Origin of the sequence: Pseudomonas sp. PA27(2017) (assembly GCF_001945445.1) — a bacterium.
GTDB lineage: Bacteria > Pseudomonadota > Gammaproteobacteria > Pseudomonadales > Pseudomonadaceae > Aquipseudomonas.
In genome coordinates this window covers 14,450-37,463 of record NZ_MSXW01000038.1, presented here as the reverse complement: position 1 = coordinate 37,463, position 23,014 = coordinate 14,450, and the positions used below count along the sequence as shown (strand labels likewise).

The window sequence follows — 23,014 nt, the reverse complement described above, 5'->3', positions numbered from 1 at the left end:
TCGCAGAGTATCGCGGCTAAAGCTGCTCCTACAGGCTGGCCTGTGTGGTCCACGGCCTAGAGGGGCGCCCTCCGTGCTTACCCAGCTTTCAGCGTCTCACTACGGCTTGCGACTGCCGCGACCGGAACCCGGACGCTGGCCATCGCCTGCCGGGCGGCTACGACGATTATCGCCACCGGCCGGCTTGCGCGGCGCACGCTCAGCGGATTCGCCACGCGGCTTGCTCGGCTTCTTGCCGACATCACGCGGGCGCTCGGCAACCGGCGTACCGCGAGCCGACTCACCAGCCGACGGGCGCGGTGCACGGCTCGGACGTTCGCTTTGCTCTGCACGGCTACCACGAGCGGCGCCCTGAGCAGGGCCACCATTGGCCGGGCGCAGGGTGCGCCCGGGGCGCTCACCGCGGCCGACCGGCTTGGCGGCCTTGCGCTGCAGGCGGTCGAGCTTGTCGCGGGTCTTTTCCTTCATCTCCGGCAGGGCAACCGGCTTGAGGCCGACCTCTTCGCTGAGGATGTCGACTTCGCGCTGGCCCATTTCGCGCCAACGGCCCATGGGCAGGTCCGAGGTCATGAACACCGGGCCGAAGCGCACGCGCTTCAGGCGGCTGACCACCAGGCCCTGGGATTCCCACAGGCGACGTACTTCGCGGTTACGACCTTCCATGACCACGCAGTGGTACCAGTGGTTGAAACCCTCACCACCTGGCGCTTCCTTGATGTCGGTGAACTTGGCCGGGCCGTCTTCGAGCATCACGCCCGCCTTGAGGCGTTCGATCATCTCCTCATCAACCTCGCCGCGTACGCGCACGGCGTATTCACGGTCCATCTGGTAGGACGGGTGCATCAGACGGTTGGCCAGCTCGCCGTCCGTGGTGAACATCAGCAGGCCGGTGGTGTTGATGTCCAGACGGCCGATGTTGATCCAGCGGCCCTCTTTCGGGCGCGGCAGGCGGTCGAACACCGTCGGGCGGCCTTCCGGGTCGTCGCGGGTGCAGATCTCGCCGTCGGGCTTGTTGTAGATCAGCACGCGGCGCACGGTTTCCGTCGCCTCTTCGCGGCGCAACAAACGGCCGTCGACGGAGATGGCGTCATGCAGGTCGACACGCTGGCCGAGGCTGGCGTCGTTGCCGTTGACCTTGACGCGGCCGGCAGTGATCCAGGATTCGATTTCGCGGCGCGAGGCCAGGCCCATGCGAGCCAGGACCTTCTGCAGTTTTTCGCCAGCGGGGCTGTATTCTTCGGTTTCACTCATCTGGGCACCTCCCGGTGTTTTCTGGTGATGGGACGATCATTAGGGTCTGTTGCCGTCTCAACGCGAGCCGCCTTGCGGCGAGACAACAGACCCTAGGAAGGGGCGCGCATCATACGCGGATCAGGCGCGGCACGCACCTGGCAGCAGAGCATAGCCGTCGGGCGATGTAGCGCATGACCGTCGGTCGGCAGCTAGCGCTTGCGACGTGCCTTGCTGCCCATGGCCAGCAGGCGCATGTCCGCCTCGGCGGCGACCAGGCGCTGCTCGGCCTTGTCGAGTTTCTTCCAGGCCTTGATTTCCGCCTTGCTGCGCCCGCAACCGAGGCAGATGCCGTCATCGAATTTGCAGACGCTGATGCAGGGGTCTTTCATGAAGTCTCTTCGCGCTCGCTGGTGGACGGGTCATCCGCAACCCTAGAGACCGTTTCCGACTCACCCTGGTTCGACTCATCGCCGGCGCGCGCCAGATCGTCGAAGTCGGTTTTCAGGCCCTGCTCCATGGCATCCAGCTCGGCCAGCAGCGAGCCGAAGCTGGTCTCGGCCTTGGCCTGGGCGTCGGTTTCGGGCTCGGCGTCGTCATCCGCCAGGGCCAGATCGGCGCGCGCCTGCAGGCTCTGTGGCACCGCCGGGTCATCGTCGTCCTGAGCCAATATTGGCTCGGGCTCCAGCTCGCGCAGCGCAGCCAAAGGCGGCAGCTCGTCGAGGTTCTTCAGGTTGAAGTGGTCGAGAAAGCCCTTGGTGGTGGCGAACATGGCCGGCCGGCCGGGCACGTCACGGTAACCGACCACGCGAATCCACTCGCGCTCCTGCAGGGTCTTGACGATCTGGCTGTTCACCGCCACGCCGCGGATCTCCTCGATCTCGCCGCGGGTAATGGGCTGGCGGTAGGCGATCAGCGCCAGGGTCTCGAGCATGGCCCGAGAATAGCGCTGCGGGCGCTCTTCCCACAGGCGGCCGACCCAGGGGGAAAAGCTGTCGCGAACCTGCAGGCGATAGCCGGAGGCCACCTCCTTGAGCTCGAAGGCGCGGCCCTTGCAGCTGCCACCGAGGATCGCCAGCGCCTTGCGAAACACATCGGCCTCCGGGCGCTCGGCTTCCTCGAACAATTCCATGATCCGCTCGAGCGACAGCGGCTTGCCGGAGGCCAGCAGCAGGCCCTCGAGCAAGGTAGAGAGTTGCTTGGGATCGGACAGGTTCATGGTCGGGACATACCGCGCGCAGCCGCAAAAGCGGCGAGTCTAGCAGCTCATTCGAACGCGCTCTCGCCCTCTTCCTCCACGCCCGCCACGCGCAGGCGCACGTGCACGGCGGCGAACGCCTCGTTCTGCACCAGTTCGACCAGCGACTCCTTGACCAGCTCGAGAATCGCCATGAAGGTCACCACCACGCCGAGGCGCCCTTCCTCCGCAGTGAACAGCTCGACGAACGGCACGAACACCCCGCCCTTCAGCCGTTCGAGCACCTCGCTCATGCGCTCGCGGGTGGACAGCGCCTCGCGGCTGACTTGGTGGCTTTCGAACATGTCGGCGCGGCGCAGCACCTCGGCCATCGACACCAGCAGTTCCTGTAGCTCCACCGTGGGCAGCAGCTTGCGCGCCCTCGCCTCCGGCGCCTCGACGCGCGGCACGATGAGGTCGCGGCCCACCCGCGGCAGAGCATCGATGCCCTCGGCGGCGGCCTTGAAGCGTTCGTATTCGAGCAGGCGGCGAATCAGCTCGGCACGCGGGTCGTCTTCCTCTTCTTCGGCCTCGGCCGAGCGCGGCAAGAGCATGCGCGACTTGATCTCGGCGAGCATGGCCGCCATCACCAGGTACTCGGCGGCCAGCTCCAGGCGCACGGTGTGCATCAGCTCGACGTAGCCCATGTATTGGCGAGTGATCTCCGCCACCGGGATGTCCAGCACGTCGATGTTCTGCTTGCGAATCAGGTAGAGCAGCAGGTCCAGCGGGCCTTCGAAGGCTTCGAGGAATACTTCCAGGGCGTCCGGCGGGATGTACAGGTCGACGGGCAGCTCAGTGAGCGCCTCGCCATAGACCATGGCGAATGGCAACTCCTGCTGGGCGCCGGCCTGACTGTCGACGGTCTCGGTTACGGACGACATCGAATCAGCGTGACTCGAAAGGCGATGGATCGCCGCAACCGACGCGGATCACCTCGGGCTCGTCGTCCACCAGACCGATTACCGTAGAGGCTTCCAGGCCGCCGAAACCACCGTCGATGACCAGATCCACCTGATGTTCGAGCATCTGGCGCATCTCGTAGGGATCGCTCATCGGCAGGTCTTCGCCGGGCAGGATCAGGCTGACGCTCATCATCGGCTCGCCGAGTTCCTCGAGCAGCGCCGCGGCGATGGGATGGCTGGGCACCCTCAGGCCGATGGTGCGGCGCTTGGGGTGCAGCAGCATGCGCGGCACTTCGCGGGTGGCGTTGAGAATGAAGGTATACGGCCCCGGCGTGTGGTTCTTCAGCAGCCGAAAGGCGGCAGTGTCGACCTTGGCAAAGGTGCTGAGCTGCGACAGGTCGCGGCACACCAGGGTGAAATTGTGCTTGTCATCGAGCTGACGCAGGCGCCGAATCCGCTCCATGGCGTTCTTGGCGCCCATCTGGCAGCCCACCGCGTAGGACGAGTCGGTGGGATACACCACCACGCCACCGTTGCGGATGATGTCGACCGCCTGCTTGATCAGACGGGCCTGGGGACTTTCCGGGTGAATCTGAAAAAACTGGCTCATGGCTAGCAACTCTCAAACGGCTTCGTACGAGGGCGCGCAGCCGAAACGCGTCCATAACGGGGAAAGGTCATCGGGCAGCGGCCGGTACAAACCCAGTTCCGACCAATCGCCTGGAGCGTGAAAATCGCTGCCGACACTGGCCAGCAGGCCGAACTCACGCGCCAGAATCGCCAGCCCACCGACCTGCTCGGCCGGCTGCATGCCGTTGACGACCTCCAGCGAGTGACCGCCCGCTGCGGCGAATGCAGTCACCAGTTTGCGGCGCTTGCTGCGCGTGAAGTCGTACTGCCAGGGGTGGGCAAGGCTGATCCACGCATTGGACTGGCGCAGTGTCTCGAGCGTTTCATCTAACGTTGGCCAGTGCTGCTTGACGTCGCCGAGCTTGCCGGAGCCCAGCCATTTGCGAAAGGCGTCGGCGCGATCCTTGACGAAGCCACCGCGCACCAGAAACTCCGCGAAATGCGGCCGCGCCGGCGCGTTGCCGCTTTCGCCCTGGGCCTGCTGAATGGCCCGCGCACCTTCCAGCGCGCCCTCCATGCCCTTGAGCGCCAGGCGCCGGGAGATCTCCTCGGCGCGCAGCCAGCGGCCCTGGTGCAGGTCGGCGCTGGCCTGGCGCAAGGCCGGCGCGTCGCTGTCGAAGGCATAGCCCAGCACATGAATGGTCGCGCCGCCCCAGGTACAGGACAACTCGATGCCATTGACCAGTTGCACGCCCAGCTCGCTTGCCGTGGCGCGCGCCTCATCGAGCCCTTCGAGGGTGTCGTGGTCGGTCAGCGCCAGCATGGTGACGCCGCGCCCGTGCGCCCGCGCGACCACCTCGGCAGGCGGCAGGGCGCCGTCCGAAGCGGTACTGTGGCAATGAAGATCAACCTGCATAAGGGGCGCTTTCCCGACGAATCATGTTTGTTATTATGCCGCGGCCGGCAGATTCTTGCCCGCTATCGCTCTGTTCTCTCGCCTCTTTTCTCGCGGCTCACCCACAAGGATCGACATGCTCTACGCCATCATCGCCACCGACGTGGAAAACTCCCTCGAGCTTCGCCTCTCCGTTCGTCCCGCTCACCTGGCCCGCCTGGAACAGCTGAAAAACGAAGGCCGCCTGGTACTGGCCGGCCCCAACCCGGCCATCGACAGCAACGATCCAGGCCCGGCGGGCTTCACCGGCAGCCTGATCGTCGCCGAATTCGAATCGCTGGAAGCCGCCAAGACCTGGGCCAGCGCCGACCCGTTCCGCACCGCCGGCGTCTACGCCAGCATCGTGGTCAAACCCTTCAAGCACGTACTGCCGTAACAGGGAATCGTCATCACCGCCATGAGTGAGCTGCTGCTGATCGACGATGACGTCGAACTCTGTGACCTGCTGGCCAGTTGGCTGACCCAGGAAGGCTTCCAGGTCACTGCCCGCCACGACGGCCAGGGCGCGCGCCAGGCGTTGATGCAAAGCGCGCCCGACGCCGTGGTGCTGGACGTGATGCTGCCCGACGGCAGCGGCCTGGAGCTGCTCAAGCAATTGCGCGGCGAGCACCCCGACTTGCCGGTACTGATGCTTTCGGCCCGCGGCGAACCCCTGGACCGAATCCTCGGCCTGGAACTGGGCGCCGACGATTACCTGGCCAAACCCTGCGACCCCCGCGAGCTGACCGCCCGCCTGCGTGCCGTACTCCGGCGTAGCCTGCCGCTGGCCACCTCCAGCCAGATCGAGCTGGGCGACCTGCGTTTCAGCCCGGCCCGTGGCGTGGCCGCGCTGGGTGCCGAAGGCCAGGAAATCGTCCTGACCCTGTCCGAAAGCCGGGTGCTCGAGGCGCTGCTCAAGCAGCCGGGCGAGCCGGTCGACAAGCAGGCGCTCGCCCAGCTGGCCCTGGGCCGCAAGCTGACCCTCTACGACCGCAGCCTGGACATGCACGTCAGCAACCTACGCAAGAAGATCGGCCCGCACTCCGATGGCCGTCCGCGCGTGGTCGCGCTGCGTGGGCGCGGCTATTACTACGCACCTTGATTCATGCCCTGGCCGCTTTACACTGCGACAGCGCTCTTTACCCTGCCTTTACCTTGGCTGACTGCGCCTTACCTTGAAAGCCCTAATCTGGGCACATCCGGCAACTGGCCGGTTTCGAGACAAGGAGATACACCATGCGCAAGACCATGACCGCCCTGCTCCTCGCCATGACCCTGCCGACCCTGGCCATGGCTGCCCCCGGTGACGATCACCGCCCAGGCGGCCCGGGCCCAGGCCCCCGCATGTTCCATGAGTTGGACCTGAGCAAGGAGCAGCAACGCCAGGTTCACAAACTGATGGGCGAACAGCGCAAGAACGATCGCGAACTGACCCAACGCTATCTGGACAAACTGCCCGAGGCTGACAAGAAGGCTCTGGAAAGCGAGCGCAAGGCGTCCCGCGACAAGCAGCAAAGCGCCATTCGCGCCGTGCTGACGCCCGAGCAGCAGAAGACTTTCGACGAGCAGGTCGCCAAGATGAAAGAACGCAAAGCCGACCGCGAAGCCTTCGAAGCCTGGAAAGCCGAACACAAGAAAGCTGGCTGATCCTGGGATCTGTTGCCGTTTCAAGCACGGCCGCGTTGAAACGGTGACGGACCCTATGCTGGCCGTGATAGCGGCCAGCCCCATACTGCCTGCGCCATTCACCTGGCGCAGGCTTTTGTCGTTTGAGGAGTCTCTCGTGCGTTCATTGTTCTGGCGGATTCTCGGCAGCTTCTGGTTGGCCATCGCCCTGGTCGCAGGCCTTTCCATGCTGCTCGGGCGCGCCCTGAACCAGGACACCTGGATCCTCAATCAGCATCCCGGCCTGGAGGACCTGCCAGCCGAGTGGGTTCGGATTTTCGAGAAAGACGGCCCACGCGCCGCCCAGGACGTACTGGAGCAGCGCAAGCGGCGTTTTCGCATCGATACCCAGGTGCTGACCGAAGCGGGTCAGCCAGCGGTTCGCGGCACCTTCCCGCCCCGTGCGGCGGCCTTCGAAGAGCGCAACCGGGGCGACAAGCACCTACCCTGGCGGCGCCTGACCACCGACTACACCAGCCCGGTCAGCGGTGAAACCTACCTGTTCATCTACCGCATTCCGCACCCAGAACTGGACGCCTGGCACCGCGGCAGCCTGCTGTGGCCGCTCAGCGCCCTGGGCATCGCCCTGGTGGTATTGACCCTGTTCAGCCTGCTGCTGACCCTGTCCATCACCCGCCCACTGGATCGCCTGCGCGGTGCGGTGCATGACCTCGGGCAAACCGCCTACCAGCAGAACAGCCTGGCGCGGCTGGCCAGCCGGCGTGACGAGTTGGGCGTACTGGCTAACGACTTCAACCGTATGGGCGCACGCCTGCAGGACCTGATCGGCAGCCAGCGCCAGCTGCTGCGTGACGTGTCCCACGAGCTGCGCTCGCCCCTGGCCCGCCTGCGCATCGCCTTGGCCCTGGCCGAGCGCGCCGAGCCGGCCGAGCGCGAGAAACTCTGGCCGCGGCTGACCCGCGAGTGCGACCGCCTCGAAGACCTGATCAGCGAAATCCTCACCCTAGCCCGCCTCGATGCGGAGCCGGGTTCTTCACAGAGCATCGATCTGGCACAACTGGCCAGCAAACTGCGCGAGGACGTCAAACTCAGCCATCCCGAACAGCAGCTGGATGTCAGCCTGCAGCCGGGCATGCACCTGATCGGCTGGCCAGACATGCTCGAGCGGGCGCTGGACAACCTGCTGCGTAACGCCCTGCGCTTCAGCCCCGAGGGCCAGCCTATCGAGCTGAATTTCGTTCGTCGCACCGATGAGGTGTACCTGGAAGTCCGCGACCACGGCCCCGGCGTTGCCGAACAGCACCTGCTCCAACTCGGCGAACCGTTCTTCCGCGCCCCCGGCCAGAGCGCTGCCGGCCACGGCCTCGGCCTGGCCATCACCCGCCGCGCCGCAGAACGTCATGGCGGTCGCCTGCAACTGGAAAACCACCCGGACGGCGGTTTCAGCGCCAAACTGATCCTGCCGCTGGAGACAGCGGTTTGACGCCTGCTTGGTGGCGGGAGCGGCCGATCGTTCCCGTGGGATGGACTGGTAATTATCTGTAGGAGCGGGCCATGCCCGCGAAAAATCACGGGCATGGACTGGGCATCCCTGCCCGTCCCGATGTCCGCTTATGCCTTTACCACCGCACCAGCAAAGCGCCTATAAAGGCTTCCAGACAGCGCTGCGCACATCGACCCGCTTGGGCAGCAAACGGTTTTCCAGAAAAAGGTCGGCGGTGCGCTGCTGGGCCGCGACGATTTCTTCAGTGACCGGGACAGGCGGCGATGGCGGGCGGTGGCTGAAGGTGCGTTCGATCACCGCTTCGGGCAAGCCCATGAAGCGTGCCAGCAGGCTGATGCTCGCCGCCTTGTCATCGCGGGTCAGTGCCTCGGCGTGACCGAGCTCTTCGAGCAACTGCGCAATGAACGCCGGATTGGCCTCGGCATAGGGCCGCGCAGCCAGGAAGAACGGGCCGATAAAGCCCAGACCTTCACCATTGGCCAGCAGGCGCGCCTTGCCTTCCAGATCGATGGCCGAATAGAACGGATCCCAGATCGCCCAGGCATCCACACTGCCGCTCTCGAAGGCGGCACGGGCGTCGGAAGGCGCCAGGTAGATCGGCTGGATATCGGCAAAGCTCAGGCCTTCACGCTGCAGTGCACGCAGCACCAGGTTGTGCGCGCTAGAGCCCTTCTGCAAGGCGACCTTGCGGCCCTTGAGTTCTTTTACCGACTGGATGGCGCTGTCTTTAGGCACCAGGATGACCTCGGCCTGGGGCTTCGGTGGCTCGGCGGCGATGTACAACAGATCGGCGCCTGCGGCCTGGGCGAAGATCGGCGGGATGTCACCCGTGGCGCCAATGTCCAGACTGCCGATGTTCAGCGCTTCGAGCATTTGCGGGCCCGCTGGGAATTCGATCCACTGCACCTTGGTGTCGGCGAAACGCTTTTCCAGCATGCCGTGTTCCTTGGCCAGCACCAGGCTGACCGAGCCTTTCTGATAGCCGATGCGCAAGGTCTGCGGGTCAGCATGCACAGCCTGCGCAAGAGCGATCAACCCCAGTGCGGCAAGCGCTAACTTCATACCTTTCATGCTCACTCCTGCCAGTCGGTCGACGGTTTTTCCCAGAGGTTGATGCCACCCTCGACGGCGTAACGATCGATCTCCGCCAGTTCCTCGGCGCTGAACGCCAGGTTGTCCAGCGCCGCGACGTTCTCGATGATCTGCTCCGGCTTGCTCGCGCCGATCAGCGCCGAGGTGACCCGCGCATCGCGCAGGGTCCAGGCCAGCGCCAGCTGCGCCAGGCTCTGGCCGCGACGTTGGGCGATTTCATTGAGTGCACGGGCACGAGCGATATTGTCGTCGGACAGGTGCTCGGGCCGCAGTGACGCGCCACCCGGCCGATTGACCCGAGCGTCGGCGGGAATGCCATCGAGGTACTTGTCACTGAGCAGCCCCTGGGCCAGCGCGGTAAACACGATTACCCCGGCGCCCTCCTCCTCGGTCGCCGTCAGCAGATCCTTCTCGATCCAGCGATTGAACAGGTTGTAGGCCGGCTGATGGATCAGCAGCGGCACGTTGCGCGCCCGTAAAAGCGCGGCGATTTCCAGGGTCTTGCCTGCCGAATAGGAGGAGATGCCGATGTACAGCGCCTTGCCCTGCTCGACGATGCTGGCCAGTGCACCGGCGGTTTCCTCCAGCGGCGTGTGCGGGTCGAAGCGGTGCGAATAGAAGATGTCGACGTAGTCCACGCCAAGGCGCTGCAGGCTCTGGTCGAGGCTGGAAATCAGGTACTTGCGCGAACTGCCGCCCTGCCCGTAGGGGCCGGGCCACATGTCCCAGCCGGCCTTGGTGGAGATGATCAGCTCATCACGGTACTGCCGGAAATCCTCGCGCAGCAGGCGTCCGAAATTGATCTCGGCGCTGCCGTAGGGTGGCCCATAGTTGTTGGCCAGATCGAAGTGATTGATCCCCAGATCGAACGCCGTGCGCAGCAGCGCACGCTGGTTGTCGATTGGTGTGGCGTCGCCGAAGTTGTGCCACAGGCCCAGAGACAGGGCCGGCAGAACCAGGCCACTGCGGCCGACGCGGCGGTACGGGACACGCTCGTAGCGCTGTGGGTTGGCGATGTAGGTCATCAGAAGTTCTCCATCAGGGAATAGGTGCCGGTTGCGCGGCGGGCAGGCGGTACCACTCGAGGCCCACGGCGCTGCGATTCTTGAAGCCATGCCAGTAGCTGTGATCGGCCTGCTGGCGGCCCTCGTCGTCCACCGACCATTTGCCGTCGACGGCCAGCGGCGTCAAATCAAGATAGGCCTTTCTATCCAGCCCCTTGAGCTGCTGGTCGAGAAACGCCAGAACGAAATGCTGGTTGATATTGTTGAGCCGCGCGCTGTCCCACACCGGCTCCGCATAGGCAGAGAAATCGTCGGGATGACTACTGGCGGCAGGCGGTGGCGGGTTCGGCGCCACGTTGTGGCGGGCATTCTGATAGACCAGCAGGTAACGATCGGCATTCACCGCGCCGTCCACCAGGCGCCTGATACCGTCGCGATAACCGGAGACGTCATCCTGATCACCGGCGATGAACAGGCTCGGCACGCGCAGGCCAGCCAGACCGGCTTGATCGAAGATGCCCTGCCGCCCGCCCCAGGGCGCGAACAGCACCAACGCCTTGATTCGTGGGTCTCGACCACTTTCGTAGACGGGGTTGTCGGCACGTCGTTGTTCGAGCGCCTTGCCTGGCACCAGGCTGCTGGCCACCGCGCTGACTCCGGCGCCTGCGGCATTCAATGCGCCGTAGCCACCCATGGAGTAACCCAGCAAAGCGGTGCGCTGCGCGTCTACACGCCCGGCCAGAAAGCTGCCACTGCCGGCCTCGCTGATGACGTTTAGTTGTTCGAGAACGAACAGATCGTCCAGCGGACGATTGAGCAGCGTGCTGGCAAACCCCGCCTTGTCCGCGCGGGTCGACTCAGTGTGGTCGATGGCCGCCACTACGTAGCCGTGGGAGGCCAGGTGCTCGGTCAGATAGCTCATCTGCAGGCGCGAGCCCGGGTAGCCGTGGGAGACGATGACCAACGGATAACGGCCCTCGCTCGCCGGTGCGTCACGCAATGCACGGCCCTGGAACTCGAACGGCGTGTTGGGGCGTTTGGGGTCGTTGGCACCGGCCCCCAGCACGTCGCGGTAGGTGGTGAGCTCCTGTTGCCCGGCCGGCAGTAGCGCCGGGTACCAGATTTCCAGGCGCAATTTGCGCTCGTAACGCGGTGTTGGATTCTTGGCATCGATGGCCAGCACGTCGAGTTGATCGCGGTTTACCAGCTCGAGGGTACGCACCCCCACAGGATGCTCGCCGCGCACGGCAAGCTCCGGGGCGTCGGGCCGGGCGTCGCCATACAGCGCGAACGCGCTGCCGGAAACCCCAAAGGTCAACAGACAGGCGAGGACGAATTTCATCGATTTTCCTGGATGAAGAAAGGATTCCGTGGTGCCTTGAGGCCCAGATGATCGCGCAGCGTGCGGCCCTGGTACTCGCGGCGGAATAGACCGCGGCGCTGCAACTCGGGCACCACCTGCGTGGCGAAATCCTCCAGGCCGCCCGGCAGATGCGGCACCAGTGCGTTGAAGCCGTCGGCGCCGCGCTCCTCGAACCAGGCCTGCATTTCGTCGGCGATCTGCGTGGGCGTGCCGATCAGGCTGTAATGCCCGCGCCCGCCAGCGATACGCCGCCCCAGTTGCGCCAGGGTCAGGTTCTCCGCCCCTGCCAGTTCGGTCAGCAGTTTCTGCCGACTTTGCTGGCCATTCTCGGTCAGCGGCAGCTCCGGCAGCGGACCATCGGCCGGGTAGCCGGACAGATCGAAATTGCCCAGCATGCGCCCCAGCAGCGCGATGCCGACCGCAGGCTCGACCAGCTCCTGGAAACGCTCGAATTTCTCGCGGGCCTCGCCCTCGCTCTGGCCGACCACCACGAACACGCCGGGCATGATCTTCAGCGAATCCTCGCCTCGCCCGAAGGCCTGCAGGCGGCCCTTGAGATCGGCATAGAACGCCTGGGCCTTGGCCAGCGAGGTCTGCGCGGTGAAGACCACCTCGGCGGTCTCTGCGGCAAGCTGCCGACCGGTTTCCGAGGAGCCTGCCTGAACGATCACCGGCCTGCCCTGGGGCGAGCGAGCGACGTTCAGCGGCCCGCGTACCTTGAAGTGCTCACCCTGATGGTCGAGCACATGCAGTTTGGCCGGATCGAAGAACTGGCCGCTGGCCTTGTCGTGCAGGAAGGCGTCATCCGCCCAGCTGTCCCACAGCCCGGTGACCACCTCATGGAACTCCCGCGCACGGGCATAGCGCTCGGCGTGGGGAATATGCGCGTCACGGCCGAAGTTGTAGGCCTCGGCGGCAGCGTCCGAGGTCACCAGGTTCCAGCCCGCACGCCCACCGGAGAGTTGGTCGAGGGAGGCGAACTTGCGGGCCACGTGATAGGGCTCGTTGTAGCTGGTGGTCACGGTGCTGATCAGGCCGATGCGCTCGGTCACCGCGCTCAGGGCAGAAAGCAGCGTCAGCGGTTCGAAGTGCGCCGAGCGCGGCATTCGGCTGGCGATGGCATCGGTCGGTGCGGCCACACTGTCGGCCACGAACAGCGCGTCGAAACAGGCCGCTTCGGCGATCTGCGCGGTGCGTTTGTATACGGAAAAATCCAGCGGATCGGCCGGCACATCGGGGTGGCGCCAGGCGGCGATATGGTGCCCGGTGGCCATGAGAAAGGCGCCGAGGCTGAGCTGGCGGGTGGATCGAGTCATGATGAGTCACCTGGATGAAGGCATGACCGCCCTGCCGTTCTCAGTCGGCTCGGGCGGATTGCGCACGCAGGGCAAGCGCGGCTGCCGTGGATCAGAAATCCTTGCGCACCTGCACGCCAAAGTAGCGCTGGTCATCACGCGGCACCGAGCGCGACGCGTAATTCAGATTCGGATAACCGCTGTAGGCCAAGCCGTTGGAATAACTCTTGTCGGTCAGGTTCTTGGCCAACAAGGCCACGCGCCAGCCGTCACTGTAGTCGGCCAGGGCGATGCTGGCGTTCCAGATGCCATAGGCGCCCTGCACGGTGTTCTCGTTCTGGTCGAGGCTGTACTGCACCTGATCCTGCCAGGCGTAGTCGGTGCTCAATTCGATATCCAGGCCGTTATCCAGCGGGATGCTGTAGTCGGCGCGAACATAAGTCTTCCAGTCCGGGCTGAAGGGCAACGGCTTGCCGTTGACATCGCAGTTGGCTGCGGCGTTTGCCGGGCAACTGAAGTCGTCGATACGCGCCCGGGTGTAGGCCAGCGCACCGGAGAGTTTGAACTGGCGAGTGACCTGGAAGGCTGCGTCCAGCTCCATGCCCTGAGTGGTCACGCTGCCGGCATTGATCAGGCGGGTCACCACCGTGCCGGCGACTACGTCATAGAAGTTGGCCTGGTAGTTGTCGTACTCGGTGTGGAACACCGCCAGGTTGGCCGTGAGGCGATTGTTGAAGGCAGTGCTCTTCAGGCCTGCCTCCCAGGAGTTGGACGTTTCCGGTTTCAACGGATCGGTGTCGCGGGCCTGCATGTTGAAGAACACGTTATAGGCCGGACCTTTGTAGCCTCGCGAGTAGGTCACATAGCTGGTCAGGCTGTCGTTGATGTCGTACTGAAAACCGGCTCGGCCGGTAAAGCCGTCCTCGTCCACCGACCCCTTGCTGGAGTAGTTAGGCTGGATGCCGGCGGCAGCGGCCGTGACCACGCGCTGGTGCTTGTACTCCAAGTCGTCGTGGGTCCAGCGCAGACCGAGGATGCCGCGAAAATCATCGGTGAAATTGAAGGTGTTCTCGCCGAACAGCGCGAAGCTGTCATTGCTCGCCTGGTAGTCGGCACGCCCGCGCTCGGTCACCAGCGAGACCGGAGTGACCGCACGCTGGTAGGTCTCTTCGCTCTTGCCATGCATGTAGAACGCACCGAGCACGTATTCGTTGAATTCGCCCTTGGGCGATGCCAGGCGCACTTCCTGCGAATACTGGTTGTAATCCACCTGACCTTTGTCGTGCGAGCGCGGCGCCCCGGGGAAGATGCCAGCCAGGCGGTCACCGTCCTGATACTGGGTATTGTTCCAACCGCGCCAGGCAGTGATCGACGTCAGGGTGTAGTCACCGAGCGACCAGTCGGCCTGAGCGGACAGCCCCTGATTGCGGTCGTCGACGCGAGTGTTCATGTCGCTGTTGATGCTGCGGTTGTGATCGCTTGGTGTGTAGCTACTGCCCACTGCGGCGCCAAAGGCGGCGCTGGTTCTGGTCAATACGCCGTTGGGGATGCTGTCCTTGCCCTGAGTGTAGTCACCGATCAGGGTCACCTTGAGTTCATCGTTAGGCTCGAACACCAGCTTGCCCCGCGCGCCCTTGCGGTCATAGCCGTTGATGTCGTCACCGTTGAACTCATTCTTCACGTTACCGTCGTACCGGCCCAACAAAGTGCTCAGCGAGCCTTTCAAGGTCTCGGTCAGGCGCCCGCCGATGCCGAAGCGCAGGCGGTTCTCGTTGCCACCACCGAAGTGCGAGTAATCCACGTAGCCATGGGTTTCTTCGGTGATGTCCTTGGAAATGATGTTCAACACACCCGCCGAGGCATTCTTGCCGAACAGCGTACCCTGTGGGCCGCGCAGCACTTCGATGCGCTCCAGATCCAGCAGATCGAGTGTCGACTGACCAGGGCGCCCGAGCACCACGCCATCGATCACGGTGGCTACGGTCGGCTCGATGCCCGGTGATGTAGTGATGGTGCCGACGCCACGAATGAACAGCGAGGTGTCCTTGTTGGAAGCACCGCTACGGTAATTCAGGGTCGGCACCTGCTGCACGATGCTCGAGACGTTGTTGCGATTGTCGCGCTCGAGCTGCTCACCCTCGACCACCGACACGGCGACCGGCACATCCTGCAGCGATTGCTCGCGACGGGTTGCGGTAACGGTGACCGCCTGCAGCGCCGTAGCGCCCGTTTCGGAGGGCTCAGCAGCCCACGAAGGCGCAGCCCCGCAAGCGAGCGCAACGGCGACGGCAAGGGGGTTGAGGGAGATCGAACCACTGATTCGGCGCGCGCTGCGGGCGGCCGGCAATAATGCGTTGTGCATGATGTTCACTGCCTGATTAACCGATTGATGCTCGCCAGAGCGAGCGTACTGAGCACAGTCGGATACGGGTCTCGCTCGTGCGAGTGGCAGTCATGCGACGGAGGTGCAGTGCGCTTGTTAGCGCTAACAAGAACAAAGTTTGGAGAGCCGCAAAAAGATCGTCAAATACTAAAAAATGCTTTTCATATTCCAAAAAATATAATTAAAACTGGCGCCGAAGAGGCTTTTGTTAGCGCTAACGGTGAAGTATGTTTGACCGCCCGAATCTGCCTCAGGATTTGCCCCATGCCCCGCCCGCCCGCTGATTCGCCGCGCAAGAGACGTGGCGCAGGACGCGTTACCCTGAGCGCCGTTGCCGAGCGGATCGGTGTGTCGTCGATCACCGTCTCGCGCTACTTCAACCAACCGGATCAGGTGTCCCAAGAGCTGCGCGAGCGCATTCGTAGGGCCGTCGAGGAAATGGGTTACGTACCCAACCTGGTGGCTGGCGGGCTTGCCTCGGCGAAGGGGCGCATCGTTGGCATGGTGATACCGAACATCTCGGGGCCGATCTTCGCCCAGACCATCCAGGGCTTCAGTGACACCCTCACCCGCCACGGCTATCAGTTGCTGCTGGCCTCCAGCTACTTCAGCGAGGAACAGGAAGAGAGCGCCGTGCGCGCCTTCCTGGGCTGGTCACCGGCGGCGCTGGTTGTCACCAGCCACTTCCACAGTGCTGGCACCGAGAAAATGCTCGCCGATGCCGATATCCCGCTGGTGGAAATATGGGATTACCAGCCTGATCGTGCTCCGCTGCAGGTGGGTTTCCTGCACGCTCAGGTGGGCGTTAGCGCCGCACGCTATCTACTGGACAAGGGCTATCGGCGCATCGCCTTCGTGCAGAACAGCGTGCCTGGGGATTTCAGTGCGCTGGAGCGTCGCGATGGCTATGCCGATACGGTTCGGGCGGCAGGGCTGGAGCCGTGGTCTTTCGCACCGGATGACAACCTGCTGCCCTTCGAGGCAGGCAAACAGGCCATGGAGAGCCTGATGCACGCTGCACAACGCCCGGATGCGATCATCTTCGCCAATGACAACCTGGCCGCCGGCGGGCTGCTCGCCGGTCGCCGGGCCGGTGTGCGTATTCCTGAAGACTGCGCGGTAGTGGGGTTCGGCGACTACGCCTTCGCGCCGATGCTGATGCCCAGCCTGACGACCATCAGGCCGCCAGCCCGGCAGATCGGCGAGGTGGCGGCGCAACGCATTCTGCAGAAACTCGGCGTCCTGACCGAAAGCACCAGTGACGCACCGGCGCCTCTGCAATGCGAGCTTATCGAGCGGGAAAGCAGCTAGGCCTGGGCCTTGCCCGCCCAGCCGCTGACGAATTCGTCGATGTTCACGGCCGGAGCATCACGCAACTCTCGCTGCGCGGTGCCAAGGTACAGGTAACCGATCACCTGCTCGTTGGCCGCCAGGCCCAGGCCGGCATCCACCACAGGGTCGTGGGACAATTCGCCGGTACGCCACACCGCGCCGATGCCTTGGGCATAGGCGGCGAGCAAGATGCCGTGGGCAGCGCAGCCCGCGGCCAGTACTTGCTCCTGGGCCGGCACCTTGGGGTGCTCCTGGGTACGGGCAATGACCACGATCATCAGCGGCGCACGCAGCGGCATGTTGCGCGCCTTGGTCAGCGCCTCGTCGTCGGCCTGCGGATTCTTGCTGGCGATCGCCTCGGCGTACAGCTCGCCGAGTGCATGGCGCGCATCGCCCTCGACGGTGAGAAATCGCCAGGGGCGTAGCTGGCCATGATCCGGCGCCCGCAGCGCGGCCTTGAACAGACGCTCGCGCTGCTCGGCGCTCGGCGCTGGTTCGGTCAGGCGCGGTGCGGAAACACGGTTGATCAGCGCATCGAGGGCATCCATCGGCTCACCTCCAGAGAAAAAGAACCGCGATTCTACCAGCCAAGCATGAGCTTCGCAGACCACAGCGCGCCCTTGGCCTGGTGTTGAGCGAAGCGATACCCAGGGCAATTTCCCGGGTGTCGCGGCGCTCGACCCGGGCGACATGTCACGGCGATCAGCAGTTCCTACGCCACCCGATCCGGCGACAGCTCCGGCTGCAACGGCGGCGTCAGTGGCGGCAGGCCATAAGCCTTGCGCGCATCGTCGCAGCGCGGGTTGTGCTCGCCATTGACCCAGGAAGCTTCGAAATCGCGACAGGTGCTGGAGCGCTGCGCGTACTGCGTGCAGCGCGTGCCCTGCCCCACATCGCCGAGCAACGCGTTACAGCGAGCGGGCTTGGTTTCGGTACCGCGCATGGCGACCAGGTGCGGTGAGATCTGGATGACTTGCTCGTCCGGCACGCTGCCACCGGCGGATTGGCATTCGCCCCAGAAGAAGGACACACGAAAATACGCGCAGCAGGCGCCACACGCTAGACAAGGATTGGTTTCGGACATGATCAGAGGGCTCAGAAACCGGCAAGGGCCGGCACCTGGCGGCGTATTCTATGCACTGCAAGCCACTTGTAAAGAGGCCTGCAAGCGCCTGAAGACGGGCCGTATGGGCAGGTTTACAGCAATGCCGGCACAGGTAGAATGGCGCCACTTTTTCGCGGATAACACCGATGGCCTGGCCGACCCTACGACTCATCGCGTTCATCAATGGCATTTTCCTGATCACCCTGGCCATTGGCATGATCGGCCCGATGTTCACGCTGTTCATCTTCGACCGCGCCGCGGAAGTGAGCCCCTTCGCCTGGTCGAGCCTGGTCACCTTCATCGCCGGGCTGTCCATGATCGCCCGCGGCAAGCCCCAGGACGTGCATCTGCGCCCGCGAGACATGTACCTGCTGACGGTGTCGAGCTGGCTGATGGTGTGCATCTTCGCCGCCCTGCCGTTCATGTTCACCCAGCACATGAGCTACACCGACGCGTTCTTCGAAAGCATGTCGGGCATCACCGCCACCGGCGCCACGGTACTGATCGGCCTGGACAGCATGTCGCCGGGCATCCTGATCTGGCGCTCGATGCTGCACTGGCTCGGCGGCATCGGCTTCATCGCCATGGCGGTGGCGATTCTGCCCATGCTGCGCATCGGTGGCATGCGCCTGTTCCAGACCGAATCCTCGGACCGCTCCGACAAGGTCATGCCGCGCTCGCACATGGTCGCCAAGTACATGGCGGTAGCCTACTTCGGCATCAGCCTGCTCGGCTGCCTGGCCTTCTGGCTGGCCGGCATGAGTTTCTTCGACGCGATCAATCACAGCATGTCGGCGATTTCCACGGGTGGTTTCTCCACCTCGGACCTGTCCCTGGCCAAATGGACGCAGCCGGCCGTGCACTGGGTCGCCGTGGTGCTGATGATTCTCGGCAGCCTGCCCTTCGTGCTCTACGTCTCGACCCTGCGCGGCAACTACGGCGCCGTGCTGGGCGACCAGCAGGTGCGCGGTTTTCTCGGCATCTTGCTGAGCGTCTGGCTGTGTATGGGGACCTGGTATTACTTCACCACCGACCTGCACTGGCTCGATGCCCTGCGCCACGTCGCCGTGAACGCCACCTCGGTGATGACCACCACCGGCTTCGCCCTGGGCGACTACTCGCTGTGGGGCGGTTTCGCCGGGATGCTGTTCTTCTATCTGGGCTTCATCGGCGGCTGCTCGGGCTCCACGGCCGGCGGCCTGAAGATCTTCCGATTCCAGGTCGCCTACATCCTGCTCAAGGCCAACCTGATGCAACTGGTGCACCCGCGCGCAGTGATCAAGCAGCAGTACAACCGCCATCGCCTGGACGAAGACATCGTTCGCTCGATCCTGACCTTCTCGTTCTTCTTCACCATCATCATCGCCGTGCTGGCCCTGGCCCTGACCCTCTGCGGCCTGGACTGGATCACCGCCCTGAGCGGCGCCGCCAGCACCGTCGCCGGCGTCGGCCCGGGCATGGGCCCGATCATCGGCCCGGCCGGCACCTACGCCAGCCTGCCGGACATGGCCAAGTGGCTGCTTACCCTGGGCATGCTGATGGGTCGCCTGGAAATTCTCACCGTGCTGGTGCTGCTGATGCCGGCATTCTGGCGCCACTGATCCCGGCCACTGCAGACGATCCGGAATCGGCCTAAACTCTCCTGACATAACAACAACAGGAAGCCGCCCATGAGCAGCCAGCCCAGTGAGCGTTTCAACTCCTTCACCGAGTTCTATCCCTACTACCTGGAAGAGCACCGCCACCCGACCTGCCGGCGCCTGCATTATGTCGGCAGCCTGCTGGTGCTGGTGGTGCTCGGCTATGCGCTGATCAGTGGGCAATGGCTGTGGCTGCTGGCTCTGCCGGTGATTGGCTATGGTTTCGCCTGGGTCGGCCACTTCGCCTTCGAACGCAATCGCCCCGCCACCTTTGAGTACCCGCTGTACTCGCTGATGGGCGACTGGGTGATGCTCAAGGACATGCTCACCGGACGCATTCGTTTCTGAGTAGCCGCCAGGCGCGATCTCTGCACGCTGCGATTCGTGGCGTCAGGGCATTGCGCCTTTGCCGACCGGCCTGGCAGCGTATATGATCCCAACTTTCCGCTGGCCCCGTCCGCACGCCGCTTGCAGCCTGGCGATCGGTCATGCAGTCGGACTTTCAGCAGGGGTCGCCGTTAGCGCATGAATATCACTCTTCCCGTCGTTCCGAACGGCCTGCCGTCGCTGCTCACCCGCGAATACTATTCACGGGTGCTGGCCTATCTCGCCGTGGCCGCCAGCGTCGCGGCCGGCACCTACGTGCAGGTATTCAGCCACAACCTGCTGTGGATCGTGCCCTACGCCCTGCTCTACCCCCATCTGGCGCACTGGCTGAGCAAGCGCTTTCGTGACGACCATCGGCACCGCACCCTGATGACCCTGCTGTTCGTCGACGCCCTTCACTGCGGTGCGTTCGCCGCGCTGCTGGGCTTCTCCGTGGTGCCCAGCCTGATGTTCCTGCTGACCCTGAGCTTCAGCACGCTGATCGTCGGTGGCTTGCGCGACATGGGCCTGGCGTTGCTGGTCGCGTTCAGCGGCACCCTGCTCACCGCCTCGCTCACCGAGCTGCACGTAGCGCCGGAAACGCCGGCGCTGGTGGCACTGGTGAGCATCGCGTTCACCACGCTCTACATCTGCATTTCCGCCTACTTCGTGCACCAGCAGGGCATCCGCCTCGCGCAGGTGCGCAACCAGATCAAGGGCGAGCAGGAAAAGGCCGCGCGCCTCGCCAGGAGCCTGGCCAAGTACCTGTCACCCCAGGTGTGGGAGTCGATCTTCAGCGGCAAGAAACACGTGCGCCTGGAAACCCAGCGCAAGAAGCTCACGGTGTTCTTCTCCGACATTCGCGGCTTCACCGAGCTGTCCGAAGAGCTGGAAGCCGAGGCACTCACCGACCTGCTCAACACCTATCTCAACGAGATGTCGAAGATCTGCATGAAGTTCGGCGGCACCATCGACAAGTTCATCGGCGACAGCGTGATGGTGTTCTTCGGTGACCCGAGCAGCCAGGGCGCCAAGAAGGACGCCATGGCCGCGGTGTCCATGGCCATCGCCATGCGCAAGCACATGAAGGTGCTGCGCCAGCACTGGCGCGCCCAGGGCATCACCAAGCCGCTGGAGATCCGCATGGGCCTCAACACCGGTTATTGCACGGTGGGCAACTTCGGCGCCGATACGCGCATGGACTACACCATCATCGGCCGCGACGTGAACCTCGCCAGCCGCCTGGAAAGCGCCGCCGAAGCCGGCGAGATCCTGATCTCCCACGAGACCTATTCGCTGGTCAAGGACGTGATCATGTGCCGCGACAAGGGCCAGATCAACGTCAAGGGCTTCACCCGCCCGGTGCAGATCTATCAGGTGGTGGACTTCCGCCGTGACCTGGGCGCCAGTTCCAGCTACATGGAGCACGAGTTGCCTGGTTTCTCCATGTACCTGGATACCAACGGCATCCAGAACTTCGACAAGGACCGGGTCATCGAGGCCCTGGAAAAGGCCGCCGAGAAGCTGCGCGACAAGATCATCATGTGACGCGAGCGGCGCTCAGCAACTGCGCGCCACCGTCGTCAGTTTCGCCGGGGTGCCGTTGAGCAGCGGCTGGCTGGCGAGAAACTCCACAGCCGAAGCCCTCCACGATTGGCGCCCCGCCTCCTCGGCGCAACGTGCGCGATCCAGCTCCAGTGCCGCCAGGCAAGCATCACGCAAATCCTCGCCAACCACGCCGGTGACACCCGGCACCACCACATCCAGCGGCCCGGCCACGGCAAAGGCCGCCACCGGCGTGCCGCAGGCCTGGGCTTCGAGCATCACCAAGCCGTAGGTGTCGGTTAGCGACGGAAACACCAGCACACTGGCACGCCGGTAGAAATCGGCAAGTGCCTCACCATGCTGATAGCCGAAGAATTTTACCCCCGGATAGGCCTGCTCCAGCATCGGGCGTTGCGGGCCATCACCCACCACCCACTTCTCACCTGGCAATTGCAGGTCGAGAAACGCCTGCAGGTTTTTCTCCGGCGCGATACGCCCGACATAAAGAAAGACCGCACTCACCGGTGCAGCGGTTCCCGGTCTGGGTGCGAAACGCCGCGTGTCCACGCCCTTGCGCCACAGCACCAGACGCCTGAGCCCGCGCCCGGCCAACCCGGTGCGCAGGCGCTCGGTACTGACCAGCACCGCCTGGCTATGCCGGTGGAACAGCCGCAAACAGGCATAGCCCACTCCCAGCCCGATCCAGCTGCAGCGCGCCGTCAGGTATTCGGGAAAGCGCGTGTGCACCGCGCTGGAAAACGCCAGGCCACGGCGTAGCAACCAACGCCTGGCGGCCCAGCCCAACGGGCCTTCGGTCGCCAGATGCACGCAGTCCGGCGCGAAAGCCTCGATGGCCGGGCCGACGCGCCACAGATTCCAGGCCAGGGGGATTTCCCCATAACTCGGGCATGGTATGCAGCGAAAGGTCAGCGGCGACAGCACCTCGACCTGATGCCCCATGGCGCGTAGCTCGTCAACCAATGCCAATAGGCTGGTGACCACACCATTGACCTGGGGCGCCCAGGCGTCGCTGACGATCAGCAGCCTCATGCCGCCGGCTCGATGACCGCCACCTTGTCGGCCTGCATCTGCGCCAGACGCTGCTGCTCCTCGGCCAGCCGATAGAGCTCGATGCGGCCGTCCGGGTGCTCGATCAGCGCCGTACAGGACTCGACCCAGTCGCCACAATTGAGGTATTCGACCTCGCCCAGCTTGCGGATCTCGGCGTGGTGGATATGCCCGCATACCACGCCGTTGAAGCCCCGCCGCGCGCACTCGTGGGTGATCGCCTCCTCGAAATCGCTGATGAAGTTCACCGCCGTCTTCACCTTGTGCTTGAGGTAAGCCGACAGTGACCAGTAGCCATAGCCGTAACGGCGCCGCCAATGGTTGAGCCAGCGGTTGAGCACCAGGGTCACCGTGTACGCCGAGTCACCGAGAAATGCCAGCCAGCGGTGATAGCGGGTAATCACGTCGAACTGGTCGCCATGAATGACCAGCAGCTTGCGGCCATCGGCAGTCACGTGCTCGGCTTCGTCGACCAGCTGGATGTTGCCCAGCAGCAGCTTCGAGTAACGGCGCAGAAATTCGTCGTGGTTGCCGGTGACATAGATGACCTCGGTGCCGCGCTTGCTCATGGTCAGCAGGCGGCGAATCACGTTGGTGTGCGCCTGGGGCCAATAGATACCGCCGCGCAGCTTCCAGCCATCGATGATGTCGCCCACCAGATAGATCCGCTCGGCCTGATAGCGTTTGAGAAAAGCCGCCAGGTGTTCGGCCTGGCTGTCGCGCGTGCCCAGGTGCACGTCGGAGATCCACAGCGTACGTACGCGTTGCTTGCGGCTCTGTCTTACCAGGGGTTCGATGCTCATCGGGCGGTCTCC

23 protein-coding genes are annotated in these 23,014 nt (G+C 64.3%); 8 read left to right on the top strand and 15 right to left on the bottom strand.

Going from position 1 to position 23,014, the window contains the following annotated elements:
• Positions 1–99 precede the first annotated feature (99 nt).
• The 6 genes from rluB to BVH06_RS16875 form a co-directional block, all read right to left on the bottom strand.
• Positions 100–1,251 carry a 23S rRNA pseudouridine(2605) synthase RluB gene (gene rluB / locus BVH06_RS16900; protein WP_075930577.1) on the bottom strand — a complete coding sequence of 384 codons (1,152 nt, stop codon included), beginning with the start codon at positions 1,249–1,251 and terminating at the stop codon, positions 100–102.
• A gap of 191 nt (positions 1,252–1,442) precedes the next feature.
• The gene (locus BVH06_RS16895) at positions 1,443–1,622 is read right to left on the bottom strand and encodes a DUF1289 domain-containing protein (protein ID WP_075930578.1); all 180 of its coding nucleotides are present in this window, start codon (positions 1,620–1,622) and stop codon (positions 1,443–1,445) included.
• Positions 1,619–2,449 carry an SMC-Scp complex subunit ScpB gene (scpB, locus tag BVH06_RS16890; protein WP_075934852.1) on the bottom strand — a complete coding sequence of 277 codons (831 nt, stop codon included), beginning with the start codon at positions 2,447–2,449 and terminating at the stop codon, positions 1,619–1,621. The genes BVH06_RS16895 and scpB overlap by 4 nt, the downstream gene beginning before the upstream one ends.
• A gap of 47 nt (positions 2,450–2,496) precedes the next feature.
• Entirely contained in the window at positions 2,497–3,228 is a 732-nt protein-coding gene (locus tag BVH06_RS16885) for a ScpA family protein (RefSeq protein WP_168172926.1), read from the bottom strand.
• A 127-nt stretch (positions 3,229–3,355) separates the two neighbouring features.
• Positions 3,356–3,982 (bottom strand): L-threonylcarbamoyladenylate synthase, encoded by a 627-nt coding sequence (locus BVH06_RS16880; RefSeq protein ID WP_075930581.1) that lies wholly within the window; start codon positions 3,980–3,982, stop codon positions 3,356–3,358.
• Positions 3,983–3,994: 12 nt separating this feature from the next.
• Positions 3,995–4,858 carry a PHP domain-containing protein gene (locus tag BVH06_RS16875; protein WP_075934850.1) on the bottom strand — a complete coding sequence of 288 codons (864 nt, stop codon included), beginning with the start codon at positions 4,856–4,858 and terminating at the stop codon, positions 3,995–3,997.
• A gap of 115 nt (positions 4,859–4,973) precedes the next feature.
• Between BVH06_RS16875 and BVH06_RS16870 the strand changes: the two genes are divergently transcribed.
• The 4 genes from BVH06_RS16870 to BVH06_RS16855 all read left to right on the top strand — a co-directional run bounded on the left by BVH06_RS16870 (position 4,974) and on the right by BVH06_RS16855 (position 7,985).
• Positions 4,974–5,273, top strand: a complete 300-nt coding sequence (locus BVH06_RS16870; RefSeq protein WP_075930583.1) for a YciI family protein — start codon at positions 4,974–4,976, stop codon at positions 5,271–5,273.
• A gap of 21 nt (positions 5,274–5,294) precedes the next feature.
• A complete protein-coding gene (locus BVH06_RS16865) occupies positions 5,295–5,978 on the top strand; it encodes a response regulator transcription factor (protein ID WP_075934849.1) in 684 nt (227 codons plus the stop codon).
• A gap of 134 nt (positions 5,979–6,112) precedes the next feature.
• Positions 6,113–6,523, top strand: coding sequence for a Spy/CpxP family protein refolding chaperone (locus BVH06_RS16860; RefSeq protein WP_075930585.1), 411 nt, complete (start codon positions 6,113–6,115; stop codon positions 6,521–6,523).
• A gap of 136 nt (positions 6,524–6,659) precedes the next feature.
• The gene (locus BVH06_RS16855) at positions 6,660–7,985 is read left to right on the top strand and encodes a HAMP domain-containing sensor histidine kinase (protein ID WP_075934848.1); all 1,326 of its coding nucleotides are present in this window, start codon (positions 6,660–6,662) and stop codon (positions 7,983–7,985) included.
• 159 nt (positions 7,986–8,144) lie between these two features.
• Here BVH06_RS16855 and BVH06_RS16850 read toward each other — a convergent pair whose 3' ends face one another.
• The 5 genes from BVH06_RS16850 to BVH06_RS16830 all read right to left on the bottom strand — a co-directional run bounded on the left by BVH06_RS16850 (position 8,145) and on the right by BVH06_RS16830 (position 15,122).
• Complete coding sequence (locus BVH06_RS16850) at positions 8,145–9,077, bottom strand: sulfonate ABC transporter substrate-binding protein (RefSeq protein WP_168172921.1); 933 nt, start codon at positions 9,075–9,077, stop codon at positions 8,145–8,147.
• A 2-nt stretch (positions 9,078–9,079) separates the two neighbouring features.
• Entirely contained in the window at positions 9,080–10,123 is a 1,044-nt protein-coding gene (gene mgrA, locus BVH06_RS16845; RefSeq protein WP_075934847.1) for an L-glyceraldehyde 3-phosphate reductase, read from the bottom strand.
• 13 nt (positions 10,124–10,136) lie between these two features.
• A complete protein-coding gene (locus tag BVH06_RS16840) occupies positions 10,137–11,444 on the bottom strand; it encodes a dienelactone hydrolase (RefSeq protein ID WP_075934846.1) in 1,308 nt (435 codons plus the stop codon).
• Positions 11,441–12,781 (bottom strand): LLM class flavin-dependent oxidoreductase, encoded by a 1,341-nt coding sequence (locus BVH06_RS16835; RefSeq protein ID WP_075934845.1) that lies wholly within the window; start codon positions 12,779–12,781, stop codon positions 11,441–11,443. The genes BVH06_RS16840 and BVH06_RS16835 overlap by 4 nt, the downstream gene beginning before the upstream one ends.
• A 91-nt stretch (positions 12,782–12,872) precedes the next feature.
• Positions 12,873–15,122, bottom strand: coding sequence for a TonB-dependent receptor (locus tag BVH06_RS16830; RefSeq protein WP_083652089.1), 2,250 nt, complete (start codon positions 15,120–15,122; stop codon positions 12,873–12,875).
• A 285-nt stretch (positions 15,123–15,407) separates the two neighbouring features.
• Between BVH06_RS16830 and BVH06_RS16825 the strand changes: the two genes are divergently transcribed.
• On the top strand, positions 15,408–16,454 hold the full coding sequence (locus BVH06_RS16825; RefSeq protein ID WP_075930591.1) for a LacI family DNA-binding transcriptional regulator: 1,047 nt from the start codon (positions 15,408–15,410) through the stop codon (positions 16,452–16,454).
• On the opposite strand, the gene BVH06_RS16820 is transcribed toward BVH06_RS16825, so the two are convergent.
• Together BVH06_RS16820 and BVH06_RS16815 are read right to left on the bottom strand one after the other, a co-directional pair.
• Positions 16,451–17,023: an NAD(P)H nitroreductase gene (locus BVH06_RS16820; protein WP_075930592.1), complete on the bottom strand. Its 573-nt coding sequence runs from the start codon at positions 17,021–17,023 to the stop codon at positions 16,451–16,453. The two genes, BVH06_RS16825 and BVH06_RS16820, sit on opposite strands and share 4 nt — an antisense overlap.
• Positions 17,024–17,187: 164 nt before the next feature.
• On the bottom strand, positions 17,188–17,559 hold the full coding sequence (locus BVH06_RS16815; protein ID WP_075930593.1) for a YkgJ family cysteine cluster protein: 372 nt from the start codon (positions 17,557–17,559) through the stop codon (positions 17,188–17,190).
• Between the two features lie 167 nt (positions 17,560–17,726).
• On the opposite strand from BVH06_RS16815, the gene BVH06_RS16810 reads away from it, so the two are divergent.
• The 3 genes from BVH06_RS16810 (at position 17,727) to BVH06_RS16800 (ending at position 21,134) form a co-directional block, all read left to right on the top strand.
• Positions 17,727–19,181: a TrkH family potassium uptake protein gene (locus BVH06_RS16810; protein ID WP_075930594.1), complete on the top strand. Its 1,455-nt coding sequence runs from the start codon at positions 17,727–17,729 to the stop codon at positions 19,179–19,181.
• Positions 19,182–19,250: 69 nt separating this feature from the next.
• Positions 19,251–19,568: an Mpo1-like protein gene (locus BVH06_RS16805; protein ID WP_075934844.1), complete on the top strand. Its 318-nt coding sequence runs from the start codon at positions 19,251–19,253 to the stop codon at positions 19,566–19,568.
• A gap of 177 nt (positions 19,569–19,745) precedes the next feature.
• On the top strand, positions 19,746–21,134 hold the full coding sequence (locus BVH06_RS16800; RefSeq protein WP_075934843.1) for an adenylate/guanylate cyclase domain-containing protein: 1,389 nt from the start codon (positions 19,746–19,748) through the stop codon (positions 21,132–21,134).
• A 12-nt stretch (positions 21,135–21,146) separates the two neighbouring features.
• Here the strand turns inward: BVH06_RS16800 and BVH06_RS16795 are convergent, their stop codons facing one another.
• Positions 21,147–22,181, bottom strand: coding sequence for a glycosyltransferase family 1 protein (locus tag BVH06_RS16795; RefSeq protein WP_075934842.1), 1,035 nt, complete (start codon positions 22,179–22,181; stop codon positions 21,147–21,149).
• Positions 22,178–23,002 (bottom strand): UDP-2,3-diacylglucosamine diphosphatase, encoded by an 825-nt coding sequence (locus tag BVH06_RS16790; RefSeq protein WP_075934841.1) that lies wholly within the window; start codon positions 23,000–23,002, stop codon positions 22,178–22,180. Before BVH06_RS16790 ends, BVH06_RS16795 begins: the two co-directional genes overlap by 4 nt.
• Positions 23,003–23,014: the final 12 nt, after the last annotated feature.

Excerpts from the sequence above, each read along its gene's own strand:
- rluB (WP_075930577.1), bottom strand. The coding sequence starts at position 1,251 with ATGAGTGAAACCGAAGAATACAGCCCCGCTGGCGAAAAACTGCAGAAG.
- BVH06_RS16895 (WP_075930578.1), bottom strand. The coding sequence starts at position 1,622 with ATGAAAGACCCCTGCATCAGCGTCTGCAAATTCGATGACGGCATCTGC.
- scpB (WP_075934852.1), bottom strand. The coding sequence starts at position 2,449 with ATGAACCTGTCCGATCCCAAGCAACTCTCTACCTTGCTCGAGGGCCTG.
- BVH06_RS16880 (WP_075930581.1), bottom strand. The coding sequence starts at position 3,982 with ATGAGCCAGTTTTTTCAGATTCACCCGGAAAGTCCCCAGGCCCGTCTG.
- BVH06_RS16875 (WP_075934850.1), bottom strand. The coding sequence starts at position 4,858 with ATGCAGGTTGATCTTCATTGCCACAGTACCGCTTCGGACGGCGCCCTG.
- BVH06_RS16870 (WP_075930583.1), top strand. The coding sequence starts at position 4,974 with ATGCTCTACGCCATCATCGCCACCGACGTGGAAAACTCCCTCGAGCTT.
- BVH06_RS16865 (WP_075934849.1), top strand. The coding sequence starts at position 5,295 with ATGAGTGAGCTGCTGCTGATCGACGATGACGTCGAACTCTGTGACCTG.
- BVH06_RS16860 (WP_075930585.1), top strand. The coding sequence starts at position 6,113 with ATGCGCAAGACCATGACCGCCCTGCTCCTCGCCATGACCCTGCCGACC.
- BVH06_RS16850 (WP_168172921.1), bottom strand. The coding sequence starts at position 9,077 with ATGAAAGGTATGAAGTTAGCGCTTGCCGCACTGGGGTTGATCGCTCTT.
- mgrA (WP_075934847.1), bottom strand. The coding sequence starts at position 10,123 with ATGACCTACATCGCCAACCCACAGCGCTACGAGCGTGTCCCGTACCGC.
- BVH06_RS16840 (WP_075934846.1), bottom strand. The coding sequence starts at position 11,444 with ATGAAATTCGTCCTCGCCTGTCTGTTGACCTTTGGGGTTTCCGGCAGC.
- BVH06_RS16835 (WP_075934845.1), bottom strand. The coding sequence starts at position 12,781 with ATGACTCGATCCACCCGCCAGCTCAGCCTCGGCGCCTTTCTCATGGCC.
- BVH06_RS16830 (WP_083652089.1), bottom strand. The coding sequence starts at position 15,122 with ATGCACAACGCATTATTGCCGGCCGCCCGCAGCGCGCGCCGAATCAGT.
- BVH06_RS16825 (WP_075930591.1), top strand. The coding sequence starts at position 15,408 with ATGCCCCGCCCGCCCGCTGATTCGCCGCGCAAGAGACGTGGCGCAGGA.
- BVH06_RS16820 (WP_075930592.1), bottom strand. The coding sequence starts at position 17,023 with ATGGATGCCCTCGATGCGCTGATCAACCGTGTTTCCGCACCGCGCCTG.
- BVH06_RS16815 (WP_075930593.1), bottom strand. The coding sequence starts at position 17,559 with ATGTCCGAAACCAATCCTTGTCTAGCGTGTGGCGCCTGCTGCGCGTAT.
- BVH06_RS16810 (WP_075930594.1), top strand. The coding sequence starts at position 17,727 with ATGGCCTGGCCGACCCTACGACTCATCGCGTTCATCAATGGCATTTTC.
- BVH06_RS16805 (WP_075934844.1), top strand. The coding sequence starts at position 19,251 with ATGAGCAGCCAGCCCAGTGAGCGTTTCAACTCCTTCACCGAGTTCTAT.
- BVH06_RS16800 (WP_075934843.1), top strand. The coding sequence starts at position 19,746 with ATGAATATCACTCTTCCCGTCGTTCCGAACGGCCTGCCGTCGCTGCTC.
- BVH06_RS16795 (WP_075934842.1), bottom strand. The coding sequence starts at position 22,181 with ATGAGGCTGCTGATCGTCAGCGACGCCTGGGCGCCCCAGGTCAATGGT.
- BVH06_RS16790 (WP_075934841.1), bottom strand. The coding sequence starts at position 23,002 with ATGAGCATCGAACCCCTGGTAAGACAGAGCCGCAAGCAACGCGTACGT.